The organism is Vitiosangium sp. GDMCC 1.1324 (genome assembly GCF_003044305.1).
Classification (GTDB): Bacteria; Myxococcota; Myxococcia; order Myxococcales; family Myxococcaceae; genus Archangium.
Genome location: NZ_PZOX01000003.1, coordinates 948,977 through 969,412, shown reverse-complemented (window position 1 = coordinate 969,412; position 20,436 = coordinate 948,977). Strand labels below are relative to the sequence as shown.

Genomic DNA, 20,436 nt, shown 5'->3' with positions numbered 1-20,436 from the left:
CCCACCATGCAAGCCTCCCGACGCCTGCTCCTCGTGTCCCTCCCCGTGGCCGCCATCGTCTTCGCGTGTGCGTCCGAGACGGTGTACCCAGGGGATCTCGTTGTTGGCATGTTCGACTTCCACGCCCAGGCGAAGTGGGATGGAGGGACGAGCTGCAATCCGGACAGCGGTGACTTCAGCCGGCTGGTGGATGGCGGCTTCGACTTCGCGGGGACCTTCTCGCGCGACAGCGTGGACGGTGGGGTGTGGTTCACCACCGCCGAAGGCTTCTCGCGCAAGGCCGTCTTCGATGCTCAGGCGCAGCGTTACACCTCGACCCAACGGTCCGCGGCGCAGATTCCGAGCTGTGGCGAGAGCTGCAAGGGCGCGGAGATTGAAGAGACGCTCTCGGTGGTGGTGCTGAGCGACAGCCAGGACCGGGCCATTGGCAGCAGGTGCGCCAACCTGCCCGGCGCGGGCCTGCCGGATGGCTCGGTGCCGGGCCCCACGGTGAATGGTTACGACGCCGAGCGGGCCTGTGGTGATTTGAAGGTGACCTTCCTTCCGGGGAAGGAGAACTGCAAATGCGTGACGTCGTGCACGGCGGTGTACGGCGTGGAAGGGAAGCGGCGCTTCAATGTCGGCAACTAAGAGGGCTGTGGTGCTGCTGTCGGGCGGGTTGGACTCGACGACCTGTCTGGCGATGGCGAAGGCGGACGGCTTCGAGCCGGTATGCCTGGCGGTGTCCTACGGGCAGCGGCACGCGGTGGAACTGGAGCGGGCGCGCCGGGTGACGCAGGCCATGGGCGTGAAGGACTTCCGGGTGGTGACGGTGGACCTGCGGCAGGTGGGCGGCTCGGCGCTGACCGCGGACATCGACGTGCCCAAGGACCGGCCCGAGAATGAGATGTCCCACGGCATTCCCATCACCTATGTCCCGGCGCGCAACGCGCTGTTCCTCTCGCTGGCGCTGGGCCTGGCGGAGGTGGTGGGCGCGAGCGACATCTACATTGGCGTGAACGCGGTGGACTACAGCGGCTACCCGGACTGCCGGCCCGAGTTCATCCGGGCCTTCGAGCAGATGGCGACGCTGGCGACGAAGGCGGGAGTGGAGGGCACGCGCTTCAAGGTGCACGCGCCGCTGTCGGGGATGAGCAAGGCGGACATCATCCGCGAGGGCGTGCGGCTGGGCGTGGACTATTCGATGACACACTCGTGCTACGACCCGGACGCGGAGGGGAGGGCGTGCGGACGGTGCGACAGCTGCGTGCTGCGGCGCCGGGGATTCGAGCAGGCGGGGGTCGCGGACCCCACGACCTACGTGAAGGGAGCCTGAGCGATGGCGGGACCAGCAAGCGTGGCGTTGGGACTGTGGCTGGCGGCGGGAGGCGCGCCGGTGGTGGACGCCACCGAGGTGGTGAAGGACCTGGTGTTGGACATGAAGTACGCGACCCCGGACAACTTCCTGAAGCGGAAGGTGTACCCGGACGGGGCGCGCTGCCTGATGCTGCCGGAGACGGCCGAGCGGCTGAAGAAGGCGGCGGACACGCTGCGCGAGCAGGGCTACCGGCTGAAGATGTACGACTGCTACCGGCCCATCGCGGTGCAGTGGGAGATGTGGAAGATCTACCCGCACCCGGGCTACGTGGCGAACCCGAAGAAGGGGGGCAACCACAACCGGGGCGCGGCGGTGGACCTGACGCTGGTGATGCTGGACGGCGGCGAGGTGGAGATGCCGACGGCGTTCGACTCCTTCGAGAAGTCGGCGCACCACGGGTACGCAGGAGGCACGGAGGCCTCGCGCAAGCACCGGGAAATCCTGCGCGCGGCGATGGAGGGAGCGGGCTTCAAGAGGAACCCGATGGAGTGGTGGCATTACGACCTGCCGGGAGCCACGAAGCTCCCGGTGCTGGACGTGCCCTTCACGAAGCCCGAGCCGGCGCCGGCACCCAAGCCGGGGTGAGCTTTCGGTAATGATTCTTCCCGGGGCGTGAATGCGTTTTTGGGGCACTGTTTTGATGGCGATGGTGCTGGGGTGCAATTCCCCGCCACCAAGGGGAGTGATCCGATTCCGAGCCGGTGAAGCCCCAATCTTCATTGATGGTCCAATGCCTGGGTTTGGATCATTCCCGACATATTCGGACGCACTACTTGCCGCGTGCCCGCTCATCCTGTCTCTGCCCAATGCGGTGACGGAGCGACCGAATAATCCGAACTTCAAATTGTATTGGAATCTATCCACGGAGTACTGCGCTTGGATCTACTCCACCCCAGAGGGACAATATGAGATGAGTATGATTGCCACGAATATGTCCCAGGGCGACTCCAGAATGCGGACGTGCGATCTGCCTTCGCAAGTCCATGATTCCCGATATCCGGATGACAGTCTTGGGTACGTGTTTGTTGTGCACAATCACCCCGTCGGAGATGAATTGTCTCGCAGAGACATTCGATTCATCTTCAATCAGGGGATGATCCATGGGTTCTCTTTCAAGGCCGGGGAGCGCGAAATTCCGATTGGCATCATCGCGTTCTTTTCTCGCGGTGGGCCTGGGAATCCTTCTTGTGACGGCTTCTTCCAATATACTCCACTTACGGGCGAACTGTTGAAGTGGACTGTGGATGCACAGGCCGGATTGAAGCGTGAGCAGTATGGAGTGGTCAGGTGGTTGGACTCCGAGAATTTCGAAATCGAGCATTGGTAGGCCCGAATGAATCCAAGGTTGCTCCTCCTGCTTTGCAGCGTGGCCTTCGTGGGTTGTGCTCATCGGCCCTGCCAGGTCCTGGGTGACTTGTTCGGATGCAATTGTGTCAGCAAGAGGCCGCAGCCGGAGTTCCAGGACATGAGCGTCCAGATTCCAGTGTTCGATCACACCATGACGCCAGATGTGGACGTGGATGGCTATACGCTTCAGGCCATTCGCATCGCGGCGGATGATCTCCTGAAGGCGGAGCCGGCGGATCTCCCTTGCGGAGAGAAGCAGGTCTCCTACAGGTATCGGGCCCTCCGGAAGGGCGACATCATCTTTGTCCGGATTGAGTTCAAGCCGGAGAATTGCGGAAGGACCGTTGGCATGCTCGACGATGGTGCGAGCTATGCCATCGGGGTGGATGGACGAATCCTGAGGCGAGAGTTGGACGGCGGCTGATGTTCACAAAGTCGCGTTGAGCTCGAGCACGGGGAGCTTCGGAGTCATCACATCCGGGTACTTGATGCCCGCGCCGGTGTTGAGCAGCAGCACGCGCTGACCGGCGTCCAGCCACCCATCCCGGAGCAGCATGCGAGCGGCGCCCACGAGCGCGGCGCCCTCGGGGCAGATGAAGGCGCCCTCCTGTCGGCTGATGCGCTCCAGTCCCCACATCGTGTCGGCATCGGGCACGGCCACACAGGTTCCGCCCGTCTCCCGCACGGCCTGCAGCACCAGGAAGTCCCCGAGCGCCTTGGGCACGCGGATGCCCTGGGCCACGGTGGACGCGTTCTCCCACTTCTCGGAGATGTCCTTGCCCTCGCGGAAGGCCTTCACGATGGGCTGGCAGCCCTCGGCCTGGACGGCGACGAGCTTGGGGAAGCGGACGTTCTCCGGCAGCCAGCCCAGCTCGCGCATCTCCAGCAGCGCCTTGTAGATGCCGATGATGCCCACGCCTCCACCCGTGGGGTACAGGATGACGTCGGGCAGGCTCCAGCCGAGCTGCTCGGCGATCTCGTACCCCATCGTCTTCTTGCCCTCGATGCGGTACGGCTCCTTGAGCGTGGCGGCCTCGAACCAGCCATGCGCCTTGGCCGAGCGGCCGACGATGGCGCCCGCATCGGTGATCTGCCCTCGGACCATGTACGCATGGGCACCCACTGCGGTGGCCTCGAGCACGCTCATGGCGGGCGCATCGGTGGGCATCACCAGGGTGACGGACATGCCCGCACGAGCCCCATAGCTGGCCCAGGCGCCGCCGGCGTTGCCATTGGTGGGCATGGCGAGCGCGGTGATGCCCAGCTCCTTCGCCCGGCTCACGCCCGTGGCGGCACCGCGCGCCTTGAAGGAGGCGGTGGGGTTGAGGCCCTCGTCCTTCAGCCACAGGTCGGGCAGGCCCAGCTCGGCGCCCAGCCGCGGGAGCGGAAAGAGCGGTGTCATGCCCTCGCCGAGCGAGACGATGTTCTTGTCCTCCCGTAGGGGCAGCACCTCGCGGTAGCGCCACAGCGAGGAGACGCGGCCAGCGAGGTCGGAGGGGCGCACGGCCCGGGCGACGGCCTTCAAGTCATAGCGCACGAGCAGCGGTCCACCGCAGTCGCACAGGTTCTGCACCCGGTCCGCGTCATGGGTCTTCCGGCAGCGGGAGCACTCGAGATGGGAGAGGAAGGACATGGCCCCTCCCTTTTACCGGACGAAGCGGGCCATGGGCTCGACGCTGATTTCGAACTCGGCTGCGAAGGTGGCGCCGGGCGCCACGGTCCTCAGTCCCTGGCCCGTCTGGAGGGCGCCACCGGGGGCGGTCCAGGGCTCCACGCAGACGAAATCGCGGCCCGTGAGCGTCCACACCACGAGCGTGGTGAAGGAGGGGCTCCAGGGCCCTCGACGACGAAGCGGCTGACGAGCGCGCCGCGTTCGGGAACGACTTCGGCGCGGGAGCCATCATCCGTGAGGACCACCATCTCCACCTCCAGGAACTGCGGCGCCAGACATGGCGCGGGGGCGGGCTTGTAGCACTCCTGGCGTCTTCCATGCAGGGAGCGCGGCCTGCTCTGCCCGGCACCGTGCACTGGGGCTCACCCGGTGGGCGGCTGGATCTCCCGGATCGTGACCTTCTTGTACCACTGCTCGCGGATGTCCTGGTTGCGCAGGATGATGAACGGCTCGGGCGTGGTGATGCGCTGGTCGGGCGCAATCCGGCAGGTGGCGGCCACCTCGGGCGGGATGCTCCATCCACCCGCGTCGATGTGCTCGTGGACCTTCTCCCAGGTGCCCCCATTCGCGCCGTCGGTGAGGTCCAACCACAGCTCCTGCTTCACCTGGCCACCGGGCAGGTCATAGGTGATGACCTTGATGCCCACCCACGTCCCGCGCGGCAGGGGCTGGCCCTTCCAGGGCAGCGCCGTCACCTGGTTCGTGTACACGGGGTGCTTGAGCTCCTTCTCGAGGACCGCCCGGCCGTCGAATCGCAGCGCGTACGAATAGGCGTGTCCGTCGCAGCGCCGGTCGAGGCCCGCCGGGTTGCTCTCGAACTTCTCCAGGTGACCATCCCCGGTGCGGGTCTGGAACTCGAAGCCGGACGAACCGGGGTCCCAGCTCGTCTCCGACACGCGCATCGCGTACATCGTCAGCTCGGTGTTGAGCCAGGTCTTGTCCGGTGTGCCGATGTAGAAGCGGATGATTTCGCCCGAGCTCCGGGCCGTGCCGTCCCCGAGGATCTCCAGGGTGTGTTGCGAACCTCGCATCTGGAACTCGGGGTCGTACGGGTCCACCTGCAATGCCTTCAGTGTGCGGGGGTGCTCGTTCCATCGGGCGGCCCACTTCCGCCCCTGGGGCTCGGAGGGGTAGAGGTTGCGCGTGCCGAAGTCGTCGCGGTCCTCGGCCGTGGGCTCTTCATCGGAGGGCTCAGGGCCAGGGGAGCCCGTGGGCAAGCCGCCGCAGGCGAGGGTCACCCCCAGCAGGAGATGGATGACGCCTGGTGCTCGGGTGCGTGAGCTCATGGCCAGCCCTCTGTCCACCAGGAGAGGGTTGGGATGTCTGGTGTTCCTCGCAAGCCATCAGCCCGGAGGGGACTTCGTGCTCCCCTGGATGGACGCCCTGTCCGAGAGGGAGGGGCTGCCGGGCCTACGGCTCGCGGGTGCGGAAGGTCGCCACCACCGCGTTGTGGTCGGTGGCCTCGCCCACGTCCACGACTCGGGCACTGACGAGCCGCTCGGCCATCCGGGGGGACGCGTAGATGTAGTCCGTGCGGTAGTCGATGGCCACGCCGTTGCGGAGGCGCCGCGCGGTCACCCAGTCGGGCGAGGCGGGCCGGTGGCGCAGGGTGTCCACCCAACCAAAGGCCTCGAGGTCATCGATGACGTCGAAGCGCGGAGGATGGCCGTACTTGTCCACGCCCGCCATGCGGACCCGGTCGGCCAGGTCGACGGGGTAGGGGTCCTTCCGGGACAGCGAGTTGAGATCTCCAGCGAGCAGGTAGAGGCCCTCGCGGAAGGCGCCGGGGTCCAGCAGCGAGCGCAGGTAGCGCGCCTCGACGAAGCGGAGGTTCTCGTGGTGCGCGTCGTAGTGCGTGCCGAAGAAGGTCAGCGGGCCGCCGGCGTCGAGCTCGCACTGCACCAGGGCATGCCCGATGAAGTGCGGGTCGTTGTGCACGCGGAGGGATCGTGGGGCCAGCCGGCTGAGGAGGGACACGTGGTAGCACTTGCCGCTGCCTCGCGGGCGGGCCGAGCCCAGGTGGGCGTGGATGGTGCCCTCGGGTCCCAGCGCGGCGGCCACCTGGCGCAGACGCTCTCCATCGTCCCAGCCCAGACACTCCTGCAGCACGAGCAGGTCCGGGCTCTCCCGGGCCAGGAGGGCGAGGAGCGCCTCGAAACGATCCTGTCCTCCGAAGAGGACGTTGAGCGTCATCACCTTCAGCGTCATGGCGTTCTCTTTACCCCGGAGCGGCTCCACACTTCCTCCACATCTTCCCCCTAGGATGAGCCCGCTGACATGTCGGAGAAGGGATACACCTTGAGCCCCAGCCACGGTCCCATCCTGGTCGTCGAGGATGACCCCCCGATCGCCTCTGGCATCGTCCGTGGGTTGAAGCTCGCGGGCTTCGAGGTATCGCTCGCGACCGATGGACGGCTCGCGCTCGAGGCGGCGGAGCGCGAGAAGCCGGTGCTGGTGGTGCTCGACCTCAACCTTCCGGAGGTGGATGGCTTCGCGCTGCTCGAGACCTGGCGGACGCGGCTGCGCGTGCCCGTCATCGTGCTCACGGCGCGGCAGGAGCTCGAGGCGCGGCTGCGCTCCTTCGGCCTCGGAGCGGTGGATTACTTGGCCAAGCCCTTCTGGATGGAGGAGTTGGTGGCGCGCATCCGGGCGCGGCTCCACCTGGTGGATGAGGGCCCCCGGCGCGTGTTGCGCTGGGACGATGTGAGCCTGGACCTCGATGCGCGGGTGGTGAGCCGCGAGGGCGTGGGTTCGCTCACCTTCACGCGCCATGAGCTGGACGTGCTCGTCTACCTCGCCGAGCGTCCCAGCCGGGCCCTGACGCGGGAGCAGATCGGCAACCACGCGCTGCCCGCCAACGAGGAGCGGGACGAGCGGACGGTGGACTCGCACATCGCGCGGATCCGCAAGAAGCTGGGGCCCGCGGGGGCGCGCATCAAGACGGCCTGGGGCATCGGCTACCGCTTCGAGCCGCCGGAGGGAGCCGCTTGAAACTCTGGGGAAGCCTGTCCTGGCGCATCCTCGTGTCGGCGGTCGTGCTGGGTCTGCTCGGGACGCTCGCCTCCACGTATCTGTCCGTCTGGGTGGGGGCGGAGGCCGGTATCCGGGCCAGCTCGCGTCCACTCACCGAAGTCATCCTGAGGGATCATGGCGAAGCCTGCCGTTCCTCGCCGGAGGGCTGGGCCTTCCGCACGAGCGACGGCGTGGAGGTGGATGCCTTCGACATCGCCCGGGTGACCGGACCGGCCGGGGCGGGTGCATCCGGAAGGCGTCCCTCGCCCGAGCTCCTCACGCGTCTGCTCCAGGGCGAGGAGCAACCCTTCGCGTTCTACTTCCCGCTCTTCAACAGGAAGGAGCCCTGGGGCGGGGCCATGTTGATCCGGGTGGCCGACGCAGGACCCTGCAGCGTGCTCGAGTACCGGTGGCCGGTCTCCTCCGAGCGCATCTCACACGGCCGATGGCTGTTCCTGGTCGCCGTGCTCATCACTGCCGCGGTGGCGGCGCTGTCCACCTTCGTCGTCATCCACCCGCTCCTGCAACGGCTCCGCGGGCTGCACCGCGCGGCGGGTGGACTCGGAAGCGATGGCTTCACGTCCGCGCGGGACGTGGAGCCCGACGAGCTGGGCGAGCTCTCCCGGGTGCTCGACGCCACCCATGAGCGGGTGTTGGCGGACGCGGCACGTATCGAGGCCCAGAAGCATGCGTTGGAGCGGCACCTGGCGGACGTGGCCCACGACCTGAAGACGCCCATCGCCTCGTTGCAGCTCTCCCTCGAGCTCGCATCGGGAGTGTCCACCGAGCAGCGCCCCGAGCTCCTGGTCCAGGGGCTCGAGGACACCGTCTACCTCCGGGAGCTCGTGGAGAATCTCCGCATGGCGTGCCAGCTCGGCGAGGGAGTCGACCCGCTGGCGGGGGAGGCCCGGGTGGAACTCGGACAGACCCTCGAGCGGGTCGTCCGGCGGCTCGGGCTGCTGGCGCGGCGGAGGGACATCTCGTTGGAAGCGGCGCGGCCCGACGAGCCGGTCTGGGTGCGCTGCAATCCCACGATGATGGAGCAGGCCATCGGCAACCTGGTCCACAACGCCATCACGCACGGGGACAAGGAGGGCCATGTCGTGGCCGTGCTCGAGACCGTGGAGTCCGGACGGTTCCGGCTCACTGTGCTCGACGATGGCCCGGGGCTGACCCCGGCCGAGCTGGCTCACCTCGGGGAGCGAGCGTTCCGCTCGCCGGAGGCCCGGCGGAGGGATCCGCGTGGGAGTGGGCTGGGGGTGTCCATCGTCCGCGAGCTGTGCCGGCGCATCGGCTTCTCGCTCGCGTTCGAGACCAACGAGCCCCATGGCCTGAAGGTGGTCATCGAGGGCGCGCTCCACACGTCCTCAACGCCCTGACCTCGTCTTGTCGCTCCAGGAGACTTGCGCCCCACGGCGCTGAAGGGGATTGGCGCCGCACCTGGATGAGCTCGCCCAACGATGGAGACAGCGATCTCCTCCGGGGCCAGTGCGCCAATCTCCACGCCCATGGGCGAGCGCAGCCGCTCTTACTTCTGGTTCATGAGTGTGAGTATTTCAGAGAATGATTGAATGGTGAAGTTTGGCTGAACTGACTTGGCCTGACGGCGTAGCTCGGCGTCTCTGACGACGTCTTCGTCTGTCCAATGTGTAATCTTAACTAGAGTGTTCCAGAGATTGTGGTCGTAGCGGGTGCCGTACTCAGCCCAAACAGATGTGACGCCTGCTTCTTGGGCCATCAAGATATCTCGACTTAGGCTATCTCCCACGTACCAAGCGTCTTTTATCTCTACTTGCTCCTGCGCGCAGATGTGCGAGAGCAGTCGTGGATTGGGTTTTCGCTCGTTGCGAGGGACAAGCTGGATGAAATCTGGTCGATTGAGCAAAGGGGCCGCTCGATCCGGGTCCGGGTGCATGGGCACGACGGCCGCCTCTAGGGCGTACAACCGACGGAAGTACTGGTCTATGCCAAGCTTGTGAAGCCGAAAGGAGGCATTGACCGCGAGTGCCTCCGTGTGCCCGATGATGGTGATGCCTTGGCGCTTCAGTTCTTCCAGCGTCGCAGCTACAGACTCATACAATCGCATCTCCCGTTTGCGTGCTGAGTTGAAGGCGTGCAGCGGTCCGTCCAGTTTTGCCTTGAGCTCCTGCGCGGGCAGATCACCGAATCGCCTGCGCACTGACGGCAACTCAAAGATGGCGAAAGGATACTCTGAGTTGTCGTATTTCCGGTGGACGAGCTTGAACTCCTCGAACAATGTTTGCTTGTCCGTGCCGAGTAGAGTGATCAGCTCGGCGGCCATGGCCTCAAATGCGCGTGCGAAGAAGGAAACCCAGTCGTAGAGCGTGTTGTCAAGGTCTGTGATGAGCAGCCGCATCATGTTCCTCTAGTCTGCGGGTACGGGAGCAGGACGGACCAGATTTCCTCAGACGGGTCTGTGTCGGAGATGCTATAGAATGTTACCGTCACTCCTGATGCGCCAAATCGCAGCACTCCGAAAGTATTTTTCCCCACGGCGCCCACGTCTTCACGGACGACGCCGGTGCTGCCCATTCCCAAGACGTGGAACTCGTGCAGTCCAGTCAGTCGTCCTTTTAGTTGTGTGGGTTTTGAGAGTTTTATGTAGGAGGGTTGGTGCATGTGCCCGTGTAACACGAGGTCTACCCGGTATTGGACCACCCACTCCATGAGTGCTTCCGCGTCTAAGATGACGCTGTAGGCCGCTGACGGAGCTGGCTGCGCTCGGTAGGTGACAGGAACGAGATGGTGGTGGAGCATGACAATGCGGTAGGGGCGCCCCTCGTCGTCTCCCTTCTTGTTCCACCCGAAGGACTCTGCGGCCTCTCGCAGTTGTTCATCTCCTACAAAGCCGTGCCCCTGGAAAAAGCCCTTGCGCTGCTCAAGCCAGGAGGAGTTCAGGCAGACGATCTCGACTGGATGACTCGCCCCTAGTAGGTAGCGGTGGCCTGAGCTTAGATGACTATTGGGGCGCAGATTGAAGAGGCGCGCATAGAATGCGGCATAAGCCTCTTTGGCCATGTCGAAGGTCCGTTCGATGGGCGCATCTTTGGCCTCCGTGCGTTGGGTGAAAGCCAAATCGTGATTTCCCGGGCAGATGGAAAAATGATATGAAGTTAGGGATGCCCACTTCTGCGCCCAATGAAATAACGACAGAGATTGCTCGAACTCCTCGGGAATGGCTTTCCAGGTGATGTCTCCTGAGACGAGCATGCCTCCTAGGTCTTCAATTTTGTGATCCTTCAGCGCTGCTTCGAGGGCTTCGCCGAGGCGCTTGCGTGCGGGGGCATTCCGGTCGACGGCGAAGGCGTGATGGGTCTTCTCATTTTTATTGGTGGGGAAAGTGTAGTGAAGATCTGACACCCAGAGCAGGTTTCGGCTGTCGGACTGGATGAACGTCCGTTGGAAGTGTTCAGGGGAAACAGATTGGGCGTCGAGCAGTGAGATTTCGTGATGCTTGTCCGAGGTGCGTGCTTGGCGAATGAACCAGATAGACCGATTCTGCTCGATTAACTCTTGGATGGAGAAGATGCGCTTGCCATAGAAGGCGACGTATCTAGAGGATTGGGACGTAAAAAATTTGTCCACCCTCACATAGGAGTAGTCGGAGGTCTTTAGTTCGTACGGTTCGATAGTGCTTAGTTTGAACCATGTGAGAACTTTTCTCGTTCGATAGTATTGAGGCGTCTTGTCAGACTCGGGAGTTAGGCTAGGGTCGCCAGCTTGATCCCAGGAGATGTCAGTGCAGATGGCTCGGTATGTCTGATTTTGACCGGAGTCGAGAAGATAGAGTGGAAGACCCCCGTTGCGTGCCTTGCGGAGCAACTCGCGGAATTCTTCAAATGGGACTTGCTCGCCGCCCTTGTTCCACCAGCCCCACCAGACGTAGCCGGGTTCCTTCCCAGCAATCTCGGAATGTCGGGCCACTGTATCTCCATTTTCTAGAGGAGGGAGATCGCGGAAACGTAGAATGAGGGTCTCGATTTCGGACATGGGTGTTCTCGAAGACTAGGGGCGCACAGTATTATGCCTCAGCATGTCGGGCTGTGTTCCTGTGCCAGTGGCCGCACACATTACCGCAGCCTTTGAGTGCTTCCGAAAGCCCAGTGCTGAACAAGAAGGCATTGACAGATTAGCCGCAGCCTACGGAAAGTGAGCTGATCAGGGAGCTGTCTAGCGGCTCTGCTCCAGACGTAACTTCAGGAAGTACTGAGTGGGGGCAGATGGATTCGAACCTGGGGCCCGAGCTACCCTCCCCCCGGCGACCTCCCGGCGGGAGAAGGGGATTGGCGCCGCACCTGGATGAGCTCGCCCACGATGGAGACGGCGATCTCCTCCGGGGTCAGCGCGCCAATGTCCACACCCATGGGCGAGCGCAGCCGCTCCACGGCGGGCTCGGTGAAGCCCGCGGCCCGCAGCCGCATCCGGAAGCGCTCGGCCTTGCGGCGGCTGCCAATCACCCCCAGGTACGCCGAGGGCTTGTCCAGCAACGCCTCCACCACGGCCTGATCCAGCGGGTGGTCGTGCGTCGTCACGCAGAAGTAGTGCTCGGGCCCACCGGCCAGCGACCGCGCGTGGTCCGCCGGGTCCTTCACCAGCAGCTCGACATCGGGAAAGCGTTCGGGGTTGGCCCACTCGGACCGGGCGTCCACCACCGTCACCCGGAAGCCCACCCGGTGCGCCAGGGAGGCCAGCTCGCGCGCCACGTGCCCGGCGCCGAACACCGTGAGCCGGGGCGGTGCTCCGTGCTTCTCCAGGAACACCTTCATCCGACCCCCACAGCACATGCCCAGCTCGTGCGTGAGGTGCGTCTCGATGACGCGCGTGTGCTCCGGGGACTCCAGCAGCGCCCGCGCGGCCTGGATGATCTGATGCTCGATGGCCCCGCCGCCCACGGTCCCGCGCAGGCCTCCGTCCCCGAGCACCACCAGCTTCGAGCCCGGTTTCTGTGGCGTGCTGCCGGCGCTCTCGATGACGGTGGCCAGGACGAAGGGACGGCCCTCGGCGATGAGGGCCGCCATCTCCGCGTACAGGTCTTTGGCAGGGGACGCGTCCAACCCCGCTCCCGGCTAGCCGAAGAAGACCTGGGCGACCTCGAAGAACTCCCGGGGCACCTTCTTGAGCTCCTGGGTGGCCTCGGCCAGCTCCACGCTGACGATCTCATTGCCCCGCAGCGCGGCCATCTTGCCGAACTCGCCCCGGGCCACCATGTCGCACGCGTGGACGCCGTAGCGCGTGGCCAGCACGCGGTCGTGCGCCGTGGGCGCGCCGCCGCGCTGGATGTGACCCAGCACCGACACGCGCGTCTCGTAGCCCGTGCGCCGCTCGATCTCATTGGCCACGATGCCGCCCACACCACCCAGGCGCGGCCGACCCGCTTCGTCCAGCGCGCCCGAGGTGACGAGCTGCTCCTGCCCCTCGTGCGACAGCTTGATGCGCGTGCCCTCGGCCACCACCACGATGGAGAACGAGCGCCCCGTGGCGTGCCGGTGCTTGATGTGCTCGGCCACGCGCTCCAGGTCCGCGGGCACCTCGGGCACCAGGATCACGTCCGCGCCGCCCGCCATGCCCGCGTAGGTGGCGATCCACCCCACGTGCCGGCCCATCACCTCGCACACGATGACGCGCTTGTGGGACTCGGCGGTGGAGTGCAGCCGGTCGATGGCGTCGGTGGCGATGGCCACCGCGGTGTCGAAACCGAAGGTGAAGTCCGTGCCATTGAGATCGTTGTCGATCGTCTTCGGCACACCCACGATGCGCAGGCCCTCCTTGGCCATGCGCGTGGCGGCGGAGAGCGTGCCCTCACCACCAATGGCGATGACGGCGTGGATGTCGTTGCGCTCGATGGCTCGCTTGACCCTCTCCAGTCCGTTCTCGACCTTGAACGGGTTGACGCGGGAGGTGCCCAGGATGGTGCCTCCCCGGTGGAGGATGCCGGAGGTGGTCTCGCGCGTGAGGCGGAAGTGGTTGTCCTCGAGGAGACCCTTCCACCCATCGCGCAGGCCCATCATCTCGAAGCCATGGGCGCTGGCCCGGCGAACGATGGCGCGGATGACCGCATTGAGGCCGGGGCAATCACCCCCGCCAGTGAGAACGGCGACTTTCATGAGGTGCCCTTCTAACCCACCTCGCGGTGGATTCATGCGCGAAGTTGGTCAAAACCGCATGCCCGGCATGGAGACGGTCGGCCAATGGAGGTTTCCACCCCTGGCTGAAACCGGGGCTGGCGGGCGGGGAGGGCCTCCCGGGGTCGGAGACCCTACTCGGCCCACACCCATGGCCGTTACCGATGCGACAGGTGACGCGCGGCTTTGTCAGGGGGGGCGCTTTGGCTATGCTGCCGCTCCCTCCTGGTTACGGTCACGCCTTGAACGTTCGCGTCTTCGCCACCGAGCTGGAAGCTGTCGCCGCCTGCGCTGCTCGCGTCACGGCGGCGATCCGTGAGAAGCCGTCGCTGGTCGTCGGACTGCCCACCGGCCGCACCCCGTTGAACGTGTACCGGGAGCTGGTGGCGAGGCACCGGCGCGGGGAGCTGGACTTCTCGCGGGTGACCACCTTCAACCTGGACGAGTTCCTCGGTTTGCCTCCCGACGATCCGGGCAGCTTCCGGGCCTACATGGAGCGGCACCTCTTCCAGCACGTCAACCTGGCGCCCGAGCGCATCCACTGCTTCGACGGGAGCGCGGAGCGGGCCGAGCGGGAGTGTGCCCGCTACGACGCACAGCTGGCGGCGGCGGGAGGGTTGGATCTGTTGGTGCTGGGCATCGGGACCAACGGGCGCGTGGCCTTCAACGAGCCCGGGGAGAGCCTTCAGGCGGCCAGCCACCGGACGAGGCTGTCGCGGGAGTCGCGGCAGGCGGTGGCCTCCCTCTTCGGGGACGACGTCTCGAAGGTGCCCCTGGCGGCGCTCACCCTGGGCATGGGAGCGCTGTTGCAGGCGCGCCGGGTCATCGTGCTGGCCTTCGGTGTCAGCAAGGCGGCGGCGGTGACGGCCATGGTCCGCGGCCCCATCTCCACGCTCTGCCCGGCCTCGTTCTTCCAGCTCCACGGAGACGTGGAGGTCTGGGTGGACCCCGAGGCCGGACGCGGGCTGGACGGCTCGCGCTAATAGGGGACGCCCCTGGCCACTGACGTGGCGTGGCGCTCGCGCACCATGCGCAGCAGGCCCAGGAACTCGGCGCGGTCGCTCATGCCGTCGACGGAGCCCTCGGCGAGCGACTCGGCGGTGGCCAGGCTCCAGTCACCGGCCTGGGGAGCACCCCGGAGGATGTCCGCGGTGCCGGCCACGGCGGCGGCGAAGCGCAGGTTGGCGGAGGCCTGGCCCAGCGCGGAGTGCAGCTGCCCCCGCTTCAGGGAGAAGGACTGCTCGGCGGCCTCCACCCCACCGGGCTTCTTGGCGCGCACGCGCACGGTGGCCACGAGCGGGCCCTCGCCCGCGAGCTCCACCTCATAGAGGGCGGTGACGGTGTGGCCGGCGCCAATCTCGCCCGCGTCCACCTTGTCGTTGCGGAAGTCCTTGTCGGCGATGGCGCGATTCTCGTAGCCCAGCAGCCGGTATCCGCGCACGGCCGTGGGGTCGAACTCCACCTGCACCTTCACGTCCTGAGCGATGACCTCCAGTGTGCCGGCGAGCCGCTCCTGGAAGACGCGGCGGGCCTCGCGCTCGCTGTCGATGTAGAAGCAGTTGCCGTTGCCCTTGTTGGCCAGCCGCTCCATCAGGTCATCGCGGTAGTTGCCCATGCCCAGGCCGATGGTGGACAGGGTGACGCCCTCCTTCACGTAGCCCTGGACGCTCTCGAGCATGGACTCGGCGGTGAGGTTCCTGCCGAGGTTGGTGTCGCCATCGGTGAGGACGATGACGCGGGCGACATTCTTGGAGCCGGCCTTCTTCGCGGCGTGGCGGTAGGCGAGCTCGAGCCCGTCGCCCATGGCGGTGCCGCCGCCAGAGGTGAGCGAGTCGATGGCGGCGAAGAGCTGTTCGCGCTGGGAGGCGGGAGTGGGGGGCAGCACGTCGCGCACGCTGCCGGCGTAGGTGACGAGCGCCACGGTGTCCGACTCGTTGAGGCCGTCCACCATCAGCTTCATGGCCTTCTGGGCGAGCGGGAGCTTGTCCGGGCTGCTCATGGAGCCGCTGGTGTCCACGAGAAAGACGAGGTGGGTGGGCTTGCGCTGGCTCTTGGCGAGGGTGCGGCCCTGCAGGCCCACCTTCACGAGGTGGCGGCCGGGGGTGAAGGGAGAGGGCGCGCCCTCGAGGTCCACCCGGAAGTCGCCCTGCTCGGGCGAGGGGTAGCGGTAGCGGAAGTAGTTCACCCACTCCTCGACGCGGATGGACTCACGCGGGGGCATGCCGCCCTCGGAGACGTAGCGGCGGAAGAGGGCGTAGGAGGCGGTGTCCACGTCCACCGCGAAGGTGGAGAAGCGGTCCTCGGTGGTGAGGGTGAAGGGGTTGGGGCGCTCCGCGGTATGGGTGTTGCTGGAGGTGACGGGCTCGGCGCGCTCGGCCTTGAGCCTGTTGACCGCGGAGCTGGGAGCCGGTGCCGCCGGAGCCTGGGCCTGGGCCCTCGCGGCAACCGGGGCCTCGGAGCTGTCGCCATAGGCGCTATCCCCGAAGGTCTTCAGCGACTTGCGCTGAAACTGGCGGTTCTGCATGGCACTGCCGCTGCCGTAGTCATCGCGGCCGACGAGTGCCTCCGCGCTCGCACCGTTGAGCTTGCGGATGTTGGGACCGAAGACGGTGACGGTGCCCACGAGTACGGCCAGGACGCCCAGGGAGAGGAAGGCGAGCTTCGAGAGGCCAGCGGGTTGTTTCATGCGTGCGGGAATCGCACGCTCCTCGGGATTCGCGCGTCCGTCATCCGACGGAGGTCGGTCATCCGGCGGAGGGTCGGTCAACGGGGGGATGGCGAGGGGTGGCGCTCACGGGACGGGCCTGACGCTTCTGCGCGGGAGCGGGCCGGGGAGGAGGGCGGGGCCGGGTGCGCTCGTAGAGGGTGAGCACCTTGTCCACGTAGAACTCCGTCTCGCCATTGCGAGGGACACGGCCGTCCACGTTGCCGGGCCCGGCGTTGTAGGCGGCCACCGCGAGCTTCACGTTGCCCCGGAAGCGCGCGAGCTGCTCGGCGAGGTAGCGCGCGCTGCCATCGATCGCGGGTGCCGGATCGAAGGGGTCCTTCACCCGGAGCAGGCTGGCGGTGGAGGGCATGAGCTGGCCGGGGCCCATGGCGCCCGCGGGGGAGATGCGGTGCGGCTCGGTGTTGGACTCCACCTCCACGAGCGCCTCCAGCAGGCCGGGAGGCAGGTGGTGGCGGCGCTCGGTGTCTCGGATGAGGGGCGTGAGCTCCGGATGGCCCTCGAGCAGGCAGGAGGGCCGGTGGCGCGCGTAGGCGGCCAGGGCGTGGGCCTTCTCGTCGAGGAAGGACAGGGAGAGGGGAGGCACGGTGGTGTTGCCGAAGAAGGCCACCGCCAGGTTGAGCAGCACGAGGGGCACCAGGGCGCACAGCGCCACCCTCACCCAAGGAAACCCGCTGGCCCGTTTCCGCCGCACAGCCCCCTTCCTTACGGGCGGCCGGGCTTCCCGTCCAACTTCCGGCGCGCGGGGCGGGGGCCCTGGCGGGGCAGGCGCAGGCCGTCGAGCACGAGGGTGGTGAGGGCGTCGGGCAGCTCCAGTGGGTTGCCGATGTCCTCCTCCTCGCTGAGCACGGCGAGCAGCAGGCGCTCCACTGCGCCCACCACCGCCAGCCCGCTGACTGCGGGACGGATGGGGCGCAGCAGCCCATGGGTGTGGGCCTTGCGGGTGATGTCCACCGCGTGACGGGAGATGAGGCGCGCCACCTCGACGAGCCTCACCCGGGCGCCCACCGCGGGCCCGTGACACTCCTGGAGGTAGAGCCGCACCACGCCGGGGTGCTGGAGGAGGGCGCTGGCGATGACGGCGGCCACGGCGCGGTAGGCCTCGAACATGGCCTCCACGTCTCGAGCGGCCTCCAGCGCCTCGCCGCACGTCACCAGCCCCTGGAGCAGCTCGCGGCGGACGGGCTCGAGGAGGAAGTCCACCAGCGCCGCCTTGTCCTCGAAGTACCGGTAGAAGGTGCCCTTGGCCACACCGGCCGCCTGGGTGATGTCGTCGATGGTGACTCCATCCAGCCCACGCGCCAGGAAGAGCTCGAGGGCCGCGTCGCTGAGCGCCTTCAACCGCTCGCGGCGGTTGGCCTCCCGTACACCTTCGTGGGGGTCCGGACGCTGAGGCGAGGGGGTGGACGGGCTGGCCGGTGCCGGTCGCTCCGGGGGCTTCCTGGGGGCCATGGGCTCGTTCACCTCACAAAGGGTAACCAGATGGTCATTATTTTGATGACTGACTGGTCATCATTTCATGCGGGGTCGCCGGCAGACAGGGGTGCTCCGCGAGGAGCAGGCGAGATGATGGGAATCCCACTAGGGCTGCTGTACTCCAACTTCGGAGAGTGGCTGTTGCACCGTTATGTGCTGCACGGCCTGGGCAGGAGACACGAGAGCTTCTGGAGCTTCCACTGGCATGAGCACCACCAGCGCTCGCGCCGCCACGCGATGGTGGACGAGCAGTACCGGGGGCGGATGTGGAGCTGGTCGCCGCAGAGCAAGGAGGTGCTGGGGCTGGCGGCCATCGTGGTGGGGCACGTGCCGTTGCTGAAGCGGGCGCCCTGGTTCGTGGCCACGGTGTGGGCCTCGACGGTGCTGTACTACGTGGTGCACCGGCGGGCGCACCTGGATCCGGACTGGGCTCGTGAGCACCTGCCGTGGCACTACGACCACCACATGGGGCGGGACCAGAACGCGAACTGGTGCGTGACGTACCCGCTCTTCGACTATGTGATGGGGACGCGGCGCAAGTACCTGGGTACACCCGCGATGGCCGAGGCGCGGGTCTCCGCCGCCTGAGACGCCCTCTTCCGGAGGAAGAGGGCGGGGGTGGGGTTCTGCCGTTACGGAGTGGGCGGCGGTGCGCTCATCGCGGCCGCGGCGCGGCGGGCCATCTCCTTGGGCTTGACGTCCTCCTTGTGGGTCGCCAGCTGCCAGCCATGACCGAACGGATCGGTCACCTTGCCGTAGCGATCTCCCCAGAACATGTCGGAGATGGGCATGGCGACCTTCGCTCCCGCGGCGACCGCCTGGTTGAACAGCGCATCCACGTCCTTCGTGTAGATGAGCAGGCTGCCCGCGGTGCCCTTGAGGGTCTCGGGTGAGGACGCACCCATCTGGGGGAACTCGTCCGAGAGCATCACGACGGAATCGCCGATCCGGATCTCCGCGTGCATGACTTTTCCGTCCGGTGTCGGCATCCGGGACAGCTCCTTCGCACCGAAGGCCTTCTTGTAGAACTCGATGGCCTGCGCCGCGCTGCTCACCACGATACTCGGCGTTATCACGTGGTAGCCCTTGGGGATCGGCAGCGCCTTCTTCGCGCGCTTCGCGGGCGCTTTTCTGGCCACTTTCTTGCTGGCCACTTTCTTGGCCACCTTCTTGGTCGCTTCCCGAACCCGTCCCGCTGCCTTCTTGAGCTTCTTCATCGCCATGGTTCACCTCTCCGGGAACTCACATCGAGCATCCGGTCCTCACGAGGGCGGGCGTGCTGGGCTTCCCCGCGCGCCACCTCGATGAACCGGAGGCGGGCAGCATGAAACGAAGCCGGGCCTTTCTTCAACGTGAACCGCTCGCGGCCCCGAAAACCCGGCGATGGCGGGCTCCGCGCATGGCGGAACGTGTTTAAAAGCGTGCGCCCTGGGGGCGCGTCTGCTCGTAGATGCGGCGGAGCGTCTCGACTCCCGGACTCAGCTCGCGCCGGGACATGGCGTGGACGGCCTCCAGCAGGTGCTCGTTCACGGGGGCCGGAAGGCCATGGGCCTTGCCGCGCCGGACCACCTCGCCGTTGAGGAAGTCCACGGGGGGCTCGCGTCCCCGCTCGATGGCCGCCAGCATGGACGAGCGCAGCCGCCGGTAACGCGCACCGATGGCCAACAACATCGCGTGCTTGAGGACGAGGGAAGGGGAGCCTCGTGCGCGCTGCTCCGACTCGCCCAGCGTGAGCCACGCCAGGTCCACCGTGGAAGCCACCTTCTCCAGCGTCACGCCCTCGGCGCGGGCGACGTGGAACACCTCGGTGAAGACCTCCATCGCGAGCCTCCGGACGAAGCCGTAGCGCAGGAGGGGACCCACCCGGTTGCCGCCCACGGTGCCCAGCGTGGAGATGGCGCAATTGATGGCCAGCTTGCTCCAGCGCGCGCCCCGCAGGTTGCCGGTGAAGGCGACCGGACTCACCGCGCGAAGCACCTCCGCGAGCCGGGACAACCTCGGGTCCTGCTTGCCGGAGAGCACCCCGAGCACGATGCCGCCCGAGGAGGTCCGCTCATAGACGCCGGTCTCCGGCGACGACGCCCCCCAGGCCACGATGGCGCCGATGACCCGGTCCTCACCGACCACCTGGGCGACCAGCTCCTCGCAGAGCCCGTTCTGGAGCACCACCATGGCCCCGTCCGGAGCGAGCAGGTGGGACGTGTCCCGGGCCGCCGCCTCGACCCCGTTGGGTGGCGTGGAGAGTAGGATGAAGTCGTAGGAGCCCTCCCGCGGTGGCTGGACGAAGACCTCCAGCTCGCCGCGGACCGTGCGCTCGCCCTTCTCGTCGCGCAGCACCGGGCCGCGCGTCCGGAGCACGCTGGCGATCTCCTCGCGGCGCGCCACCGCGGCCACCCTCCAGCCCCCCTCCAACATGCGGGACAGGAGCACACCACCGATTCCGCCACAGCCGACGACGAGGACCCGGGGGGCAGTCTGTGCAGGATTCATGGCCACCGTTGCCTACCACGAGCTGGGCCCGGGCTCGCCATCCTTCTTCCAAAGATGCGCGCACAAATAGGTTTTCAGTTTGGATGGAAGGCTCAATTCCTGTCTTCTTGGAAGCGAGCTGCATGTGCCCACGAAATCAATGCCGGATCATGTTAAGTCGTCTTTGCATTGAATTCCTGAATTGAGATGTTATGCAGGGACCGCTGCACAGAGA

The 20,436-nt window shown here is 66.6% G+C and carries 22 protein-coding genes; 10 read left to right on the top strand and 12 right to left on the bottom strand.

Annotated elements, in window-relative coordinates; translation table 11 throughout:
• Positions 1-6: 6 nt before the first annotated feature.
• The 5 genes from DAT35_RS12600 to DAT35_RS12580 all read left to right on the top strand — a co-directional run bounded on the left by DAT35_RS12600 (position 7) and on the right by DAT35_RS12580 (position 3,128).
• Positions 7-630, top strand: a complete 624-nt coding sequence (locus tag DAT35_RS12600; protein WP_108067175.1) for a hypothetical protein — start codon at positions 7-9, stop codon at positions 628-630.
• Positions 617-1,315: a 7-cyano-7-deazaguanine synthase QueC gene (gene queC, locus DAT35_RS12595; RefSeq protein WP_108067174.1), complete on the top strand. Its 699-nt coding sequence runs from the start codon at positions 617-619 to the stop codon at positions 1,313-1,315. Before DAT35_RS12600 ends, queC begins: the two co-directional genes overlap by 14 nt.
• Before the next feature lie 3 nt (positions 1,316-1,318).
• Positions 1,319-1,942: a M15 family metallopeptidase gene (locus DAT35_RS12590; protein ID WP_108067173.1), complete on the top strand. Its 624-nt coding sequence runs from the start codon at positions 1,319-1,321 to the stop codon at positions 1,940-1,942.
• A 331-nt stretch (positions 1,943-2,273) separates the two neighbouring features.
• Positions 2,274-2,684, top strand: coding sequence for a hypothetical protein (locus DAT35_RS12585; RefSeq protein ID WP_233261435.1), 411 nt, complete (start codon positions 2,274-2,276; stop codon positions 2,682-2,684).
• A gap of 138 nt (positions 2,685-2,822) precedes the next feature.
• Positions 2,823-3,128 (top strand): hypothetical protein, encoded by a 306-nt coding sequence (locus DAT35_RS12580; protein WP_146209679.1) that lies wholly within the window; start codon positions 2,823-2,825, stop codon positions 3,126-3,128.
• A gap of 3 nt (positions 3,129-3,131) precedes the next feature.
• Here the strand turns inward: DAT35_RS12580 and DAT35_RS12575 are convergent, their stop codons facing one another.
• Positions 3,132-4,337, bottom strand: a complete 1,206-nt coding sequence (locus DAT35_RS12575) for a threonine synthase (protein WP_108067170.1) — start codon at positions 4,335-4,337, stop codon at positions 3,132-3,134.
• On the opposite strand from DAT35_RS12575, the gene DAT35_RS62345 reads away from it, so the two are divergent.
• Positions 4,336-4,563 (top strand): hypothetical protein, encoded by a 228-nt coding sequence (locus DAT35_RS62345; protein WP_158501670.1) that lies wholly within the window; start codon positions 4,336-4,338, stop codon positions 4,561-4,563. The genes DAT35_RS12575 and DAT35_RS62345 overlap by 2 nt on opposite strands.
• 175 nt (positions 4,564-4,738) lie before the next feature.
• Here DAT35_RS62345 and DAT35_RS12565 read toward each other — a convergent pair whose 3' ends face one another.
• Both DAT35_RS12565 and DAT35_RS12560 read right to left on the bottom strand, forming a co-directional pair.
• A complete protein-coding gene (locus tag DAT35_RS12565; RefSeq protein ID WP_108067169.1) occupies positions 4,739-5,662 on the bottom strand; it encodes a hypothetical protein in 924 nt (307 codons plus the stop codon).
• 124 nt (positions 5,663-5,786) lie between these two features.
• Positions 5,787-6,584 (bottom strand): endonuclease/exonuclease/phosphatase family protein, encoded by a 798-nt coding sequence (locus DAT35_RS12560; protein WP_108067168.1) that lies wholly within the window; start codon positions 6,582-6,584, stop codon positions 5,787-5,789.
• Positions 6,585-6,653: 69 nt separating this feature from the next.
• Between DAT35_RS12560 and DAT35_RS12555 the strand changes: the two genes are divergently transcribed.
• On the top strand, positions 6,654-7,367 hold the full coding sequence (locus tag DAT35_RS12555) for a response regulator transcription factor (protein ID WP_108067167.1): 714 nt from the start codon (positions 6,654-6,656) through the stop codon (positions 7,365-7,367).
• Positions 7,364-8,767: a HAMP domain-containing sensor histidine kinase gene (locus DAT35_RS12550; RefSeq protein ID WP_108067166.1), complete on the top strand. Its 1,404-nt coding sequence runs from the start codon at positions 7,364-7,366 to the stop codon at positions 8,765-8,767. The genes DAT35_RS12555 and DAT35_RS12550 overlap by 4 nt, the downstream gene beginning before the upstream one ends.
• A 149-nt stretch (positions 8,768-8,916) precedes the next feature.
• On the opposite strand, the gene DAT35_RS12545 is transcribed toward DAT35_RS12550, so the two are convergent.
• From DAT35_RS12545 to DAT35_RS12530, 4 genes are all read right to left on the bottom strand, one after another.
• Positions 8,917-9,768 (bottom strand): HAD hydrolase-like protein, encoded by an 852-nt coding sequence (locus DAT35_RS12545; protein ID WP_108067165.1) that lies wholly within the window; start codon positions 9,766-9,768, stop codon positions 8,917-8,919.
• Entirely contained in the window at positions 9,765-11,399 is a 1,635-nt protein-coding gene (locus tag DAT35_RS12540) for a metallophosphoesterase (protein ID WP_108067164.1), read from the bottom strand. The genes DAT35_RS12545 and DAT35_RS12540 overlap by 4 nt, the downstream gene beginning before the upstream one ends.
• A gap of 254 nt (positions 11,400-11,653) precedes the next feature.
• On the bottom strand, positions 11,654-12,463 hold the full coding sequence (gene xdhC, locus DAT35_RS12535) for a xanthine dehydrogenase accessory protein XdhC (protein WP_233261434.1): 810 nt from the start codon (positions 12,461-12,463) through the stop codon (positions 11,654-11,656).
• A gap of 12 nt (positions 12,464-12,475) precedes the next feature.
• Complete coding sequence (locus DAT35_RS12530) at positions 12,476-13,513, bottom strand: 6-phosphofructokinase (protein ID WP_108067163.1); 1,038 nt, start codon at positions 13,511-13,513, stop codon at positions 12,476-12,478.
• 260 nt (positions 13,514-13,773) lie between these two features.
• Between DAT35_RS12530 and DAT35_RS12525 the strand changes: the two genes are divergently transcribed.
• A complete protein-coding gene (locus DAT35_RS12525) occupies positions 13,774-14,514 on the top strand; it encodes a glucosamine-6-phosphate deaminase (RefSeq protein ID WP_108067260.1) in 741 nt (246 codons plus the stop codon).
• Here the strand turns inward: DAT35_RS12525 and DAT35_RS12520 are convergent.
• From DAT35_RS12520 to DAT35_RS12510, 3 genes are read right to left on the bottom strand one after another with little or no spacing between them, the layout of a single operon-like run.
• Positions 14,511-16,217, bottom strand: coding sequence for a von Willebrand factor type A domain-containing protein (locus DAT35_RS12520; protein ID WP_199242869.1), 1,707 nt, complete (start codon positions 16,215-16,217; stop codon positions 14,511-14,513). The two genes, DAT35_RS12525 and DAT35_RS12520, sit on opposite strands and share 4 nt — an antisense overlap.
• Before the next feature lie 58 nt (positions 16,218-16,275).
• The gene (locus DAT35_RS12515; protein WP_233261433.1) at positions 16,276-16,950 is read right to left on the bottom strand and encodes a lytic transglycosylase domain-containing protein; all 675 of its coding nucleotides are present in this window, start codon (positions 16,948-16,950) and stop codon (positions 16,276-16,278) included.
• 11 nt (positions 16,951-16,961) lie between these two features.
• Positions 16,962-17,708, bottom strand: a complete 747-nt coding sequence (locus tag DAT35_RS12510; RefSeq protein ID WP_108067161.1) for a TetR/AcrR family transcriptional regulator — start codon at positions 17,706-17,708, stop codon at positions 16,962-16,964.
• Positions 17,709-17,822: 114 nt separating this feature from the next.
• Between DAT35_RS12510 and DAT35_RS12505 the strand changes: the two genes are divergently transcribed.
• Positions 17,823-18,320 (top strand): hypothetical protein, encoded by a 498-nt coding sequence (locus DAT35_RS12505; RefSeq protein ID WP_108067160.1) that lies wholly within the window; start codon positions 17,823-17,825, stop codon positions 18,318-18,320.
• A gap of 44 nt (positions 18,321-18,364) precedes the next feature.
• Here the strand turns inward: DAT35_RS12505 and DAT35_RS12500 are convergent, their stop codons facing one another.
• Both DAT35_RS12500 and DAT35_RS12495 read right to left on the bottom strand, forming a co-directional pair.
• On the bottom strand, positions 18,365-18,955 hold the full coding sequence (locus DAT35_RS12500) for a VOC family protein (RefSeq protein ID WP_233261432.1): 591 nt from the start codon (positions 18,953-18,955) through the stop codon (positions 18,365-18,367).
• 190 nt (positions 18,956-19,145) lie between these two features.
• The gene (locus DAT35_RS12495) at positions 19,146-20,222 is read right to left on the bottom strand and encodes a ketopantoate reductase family protein (RefSeq protein ID WP_108067159.1); all 1,077 of its coding nucleotides are present in this window, start codon (positions 20,220-20,222) and stop codon (positions 19,146-19,148) included.
• Positions 20,223-20,436: the final 214 nt, after the last annotated feature.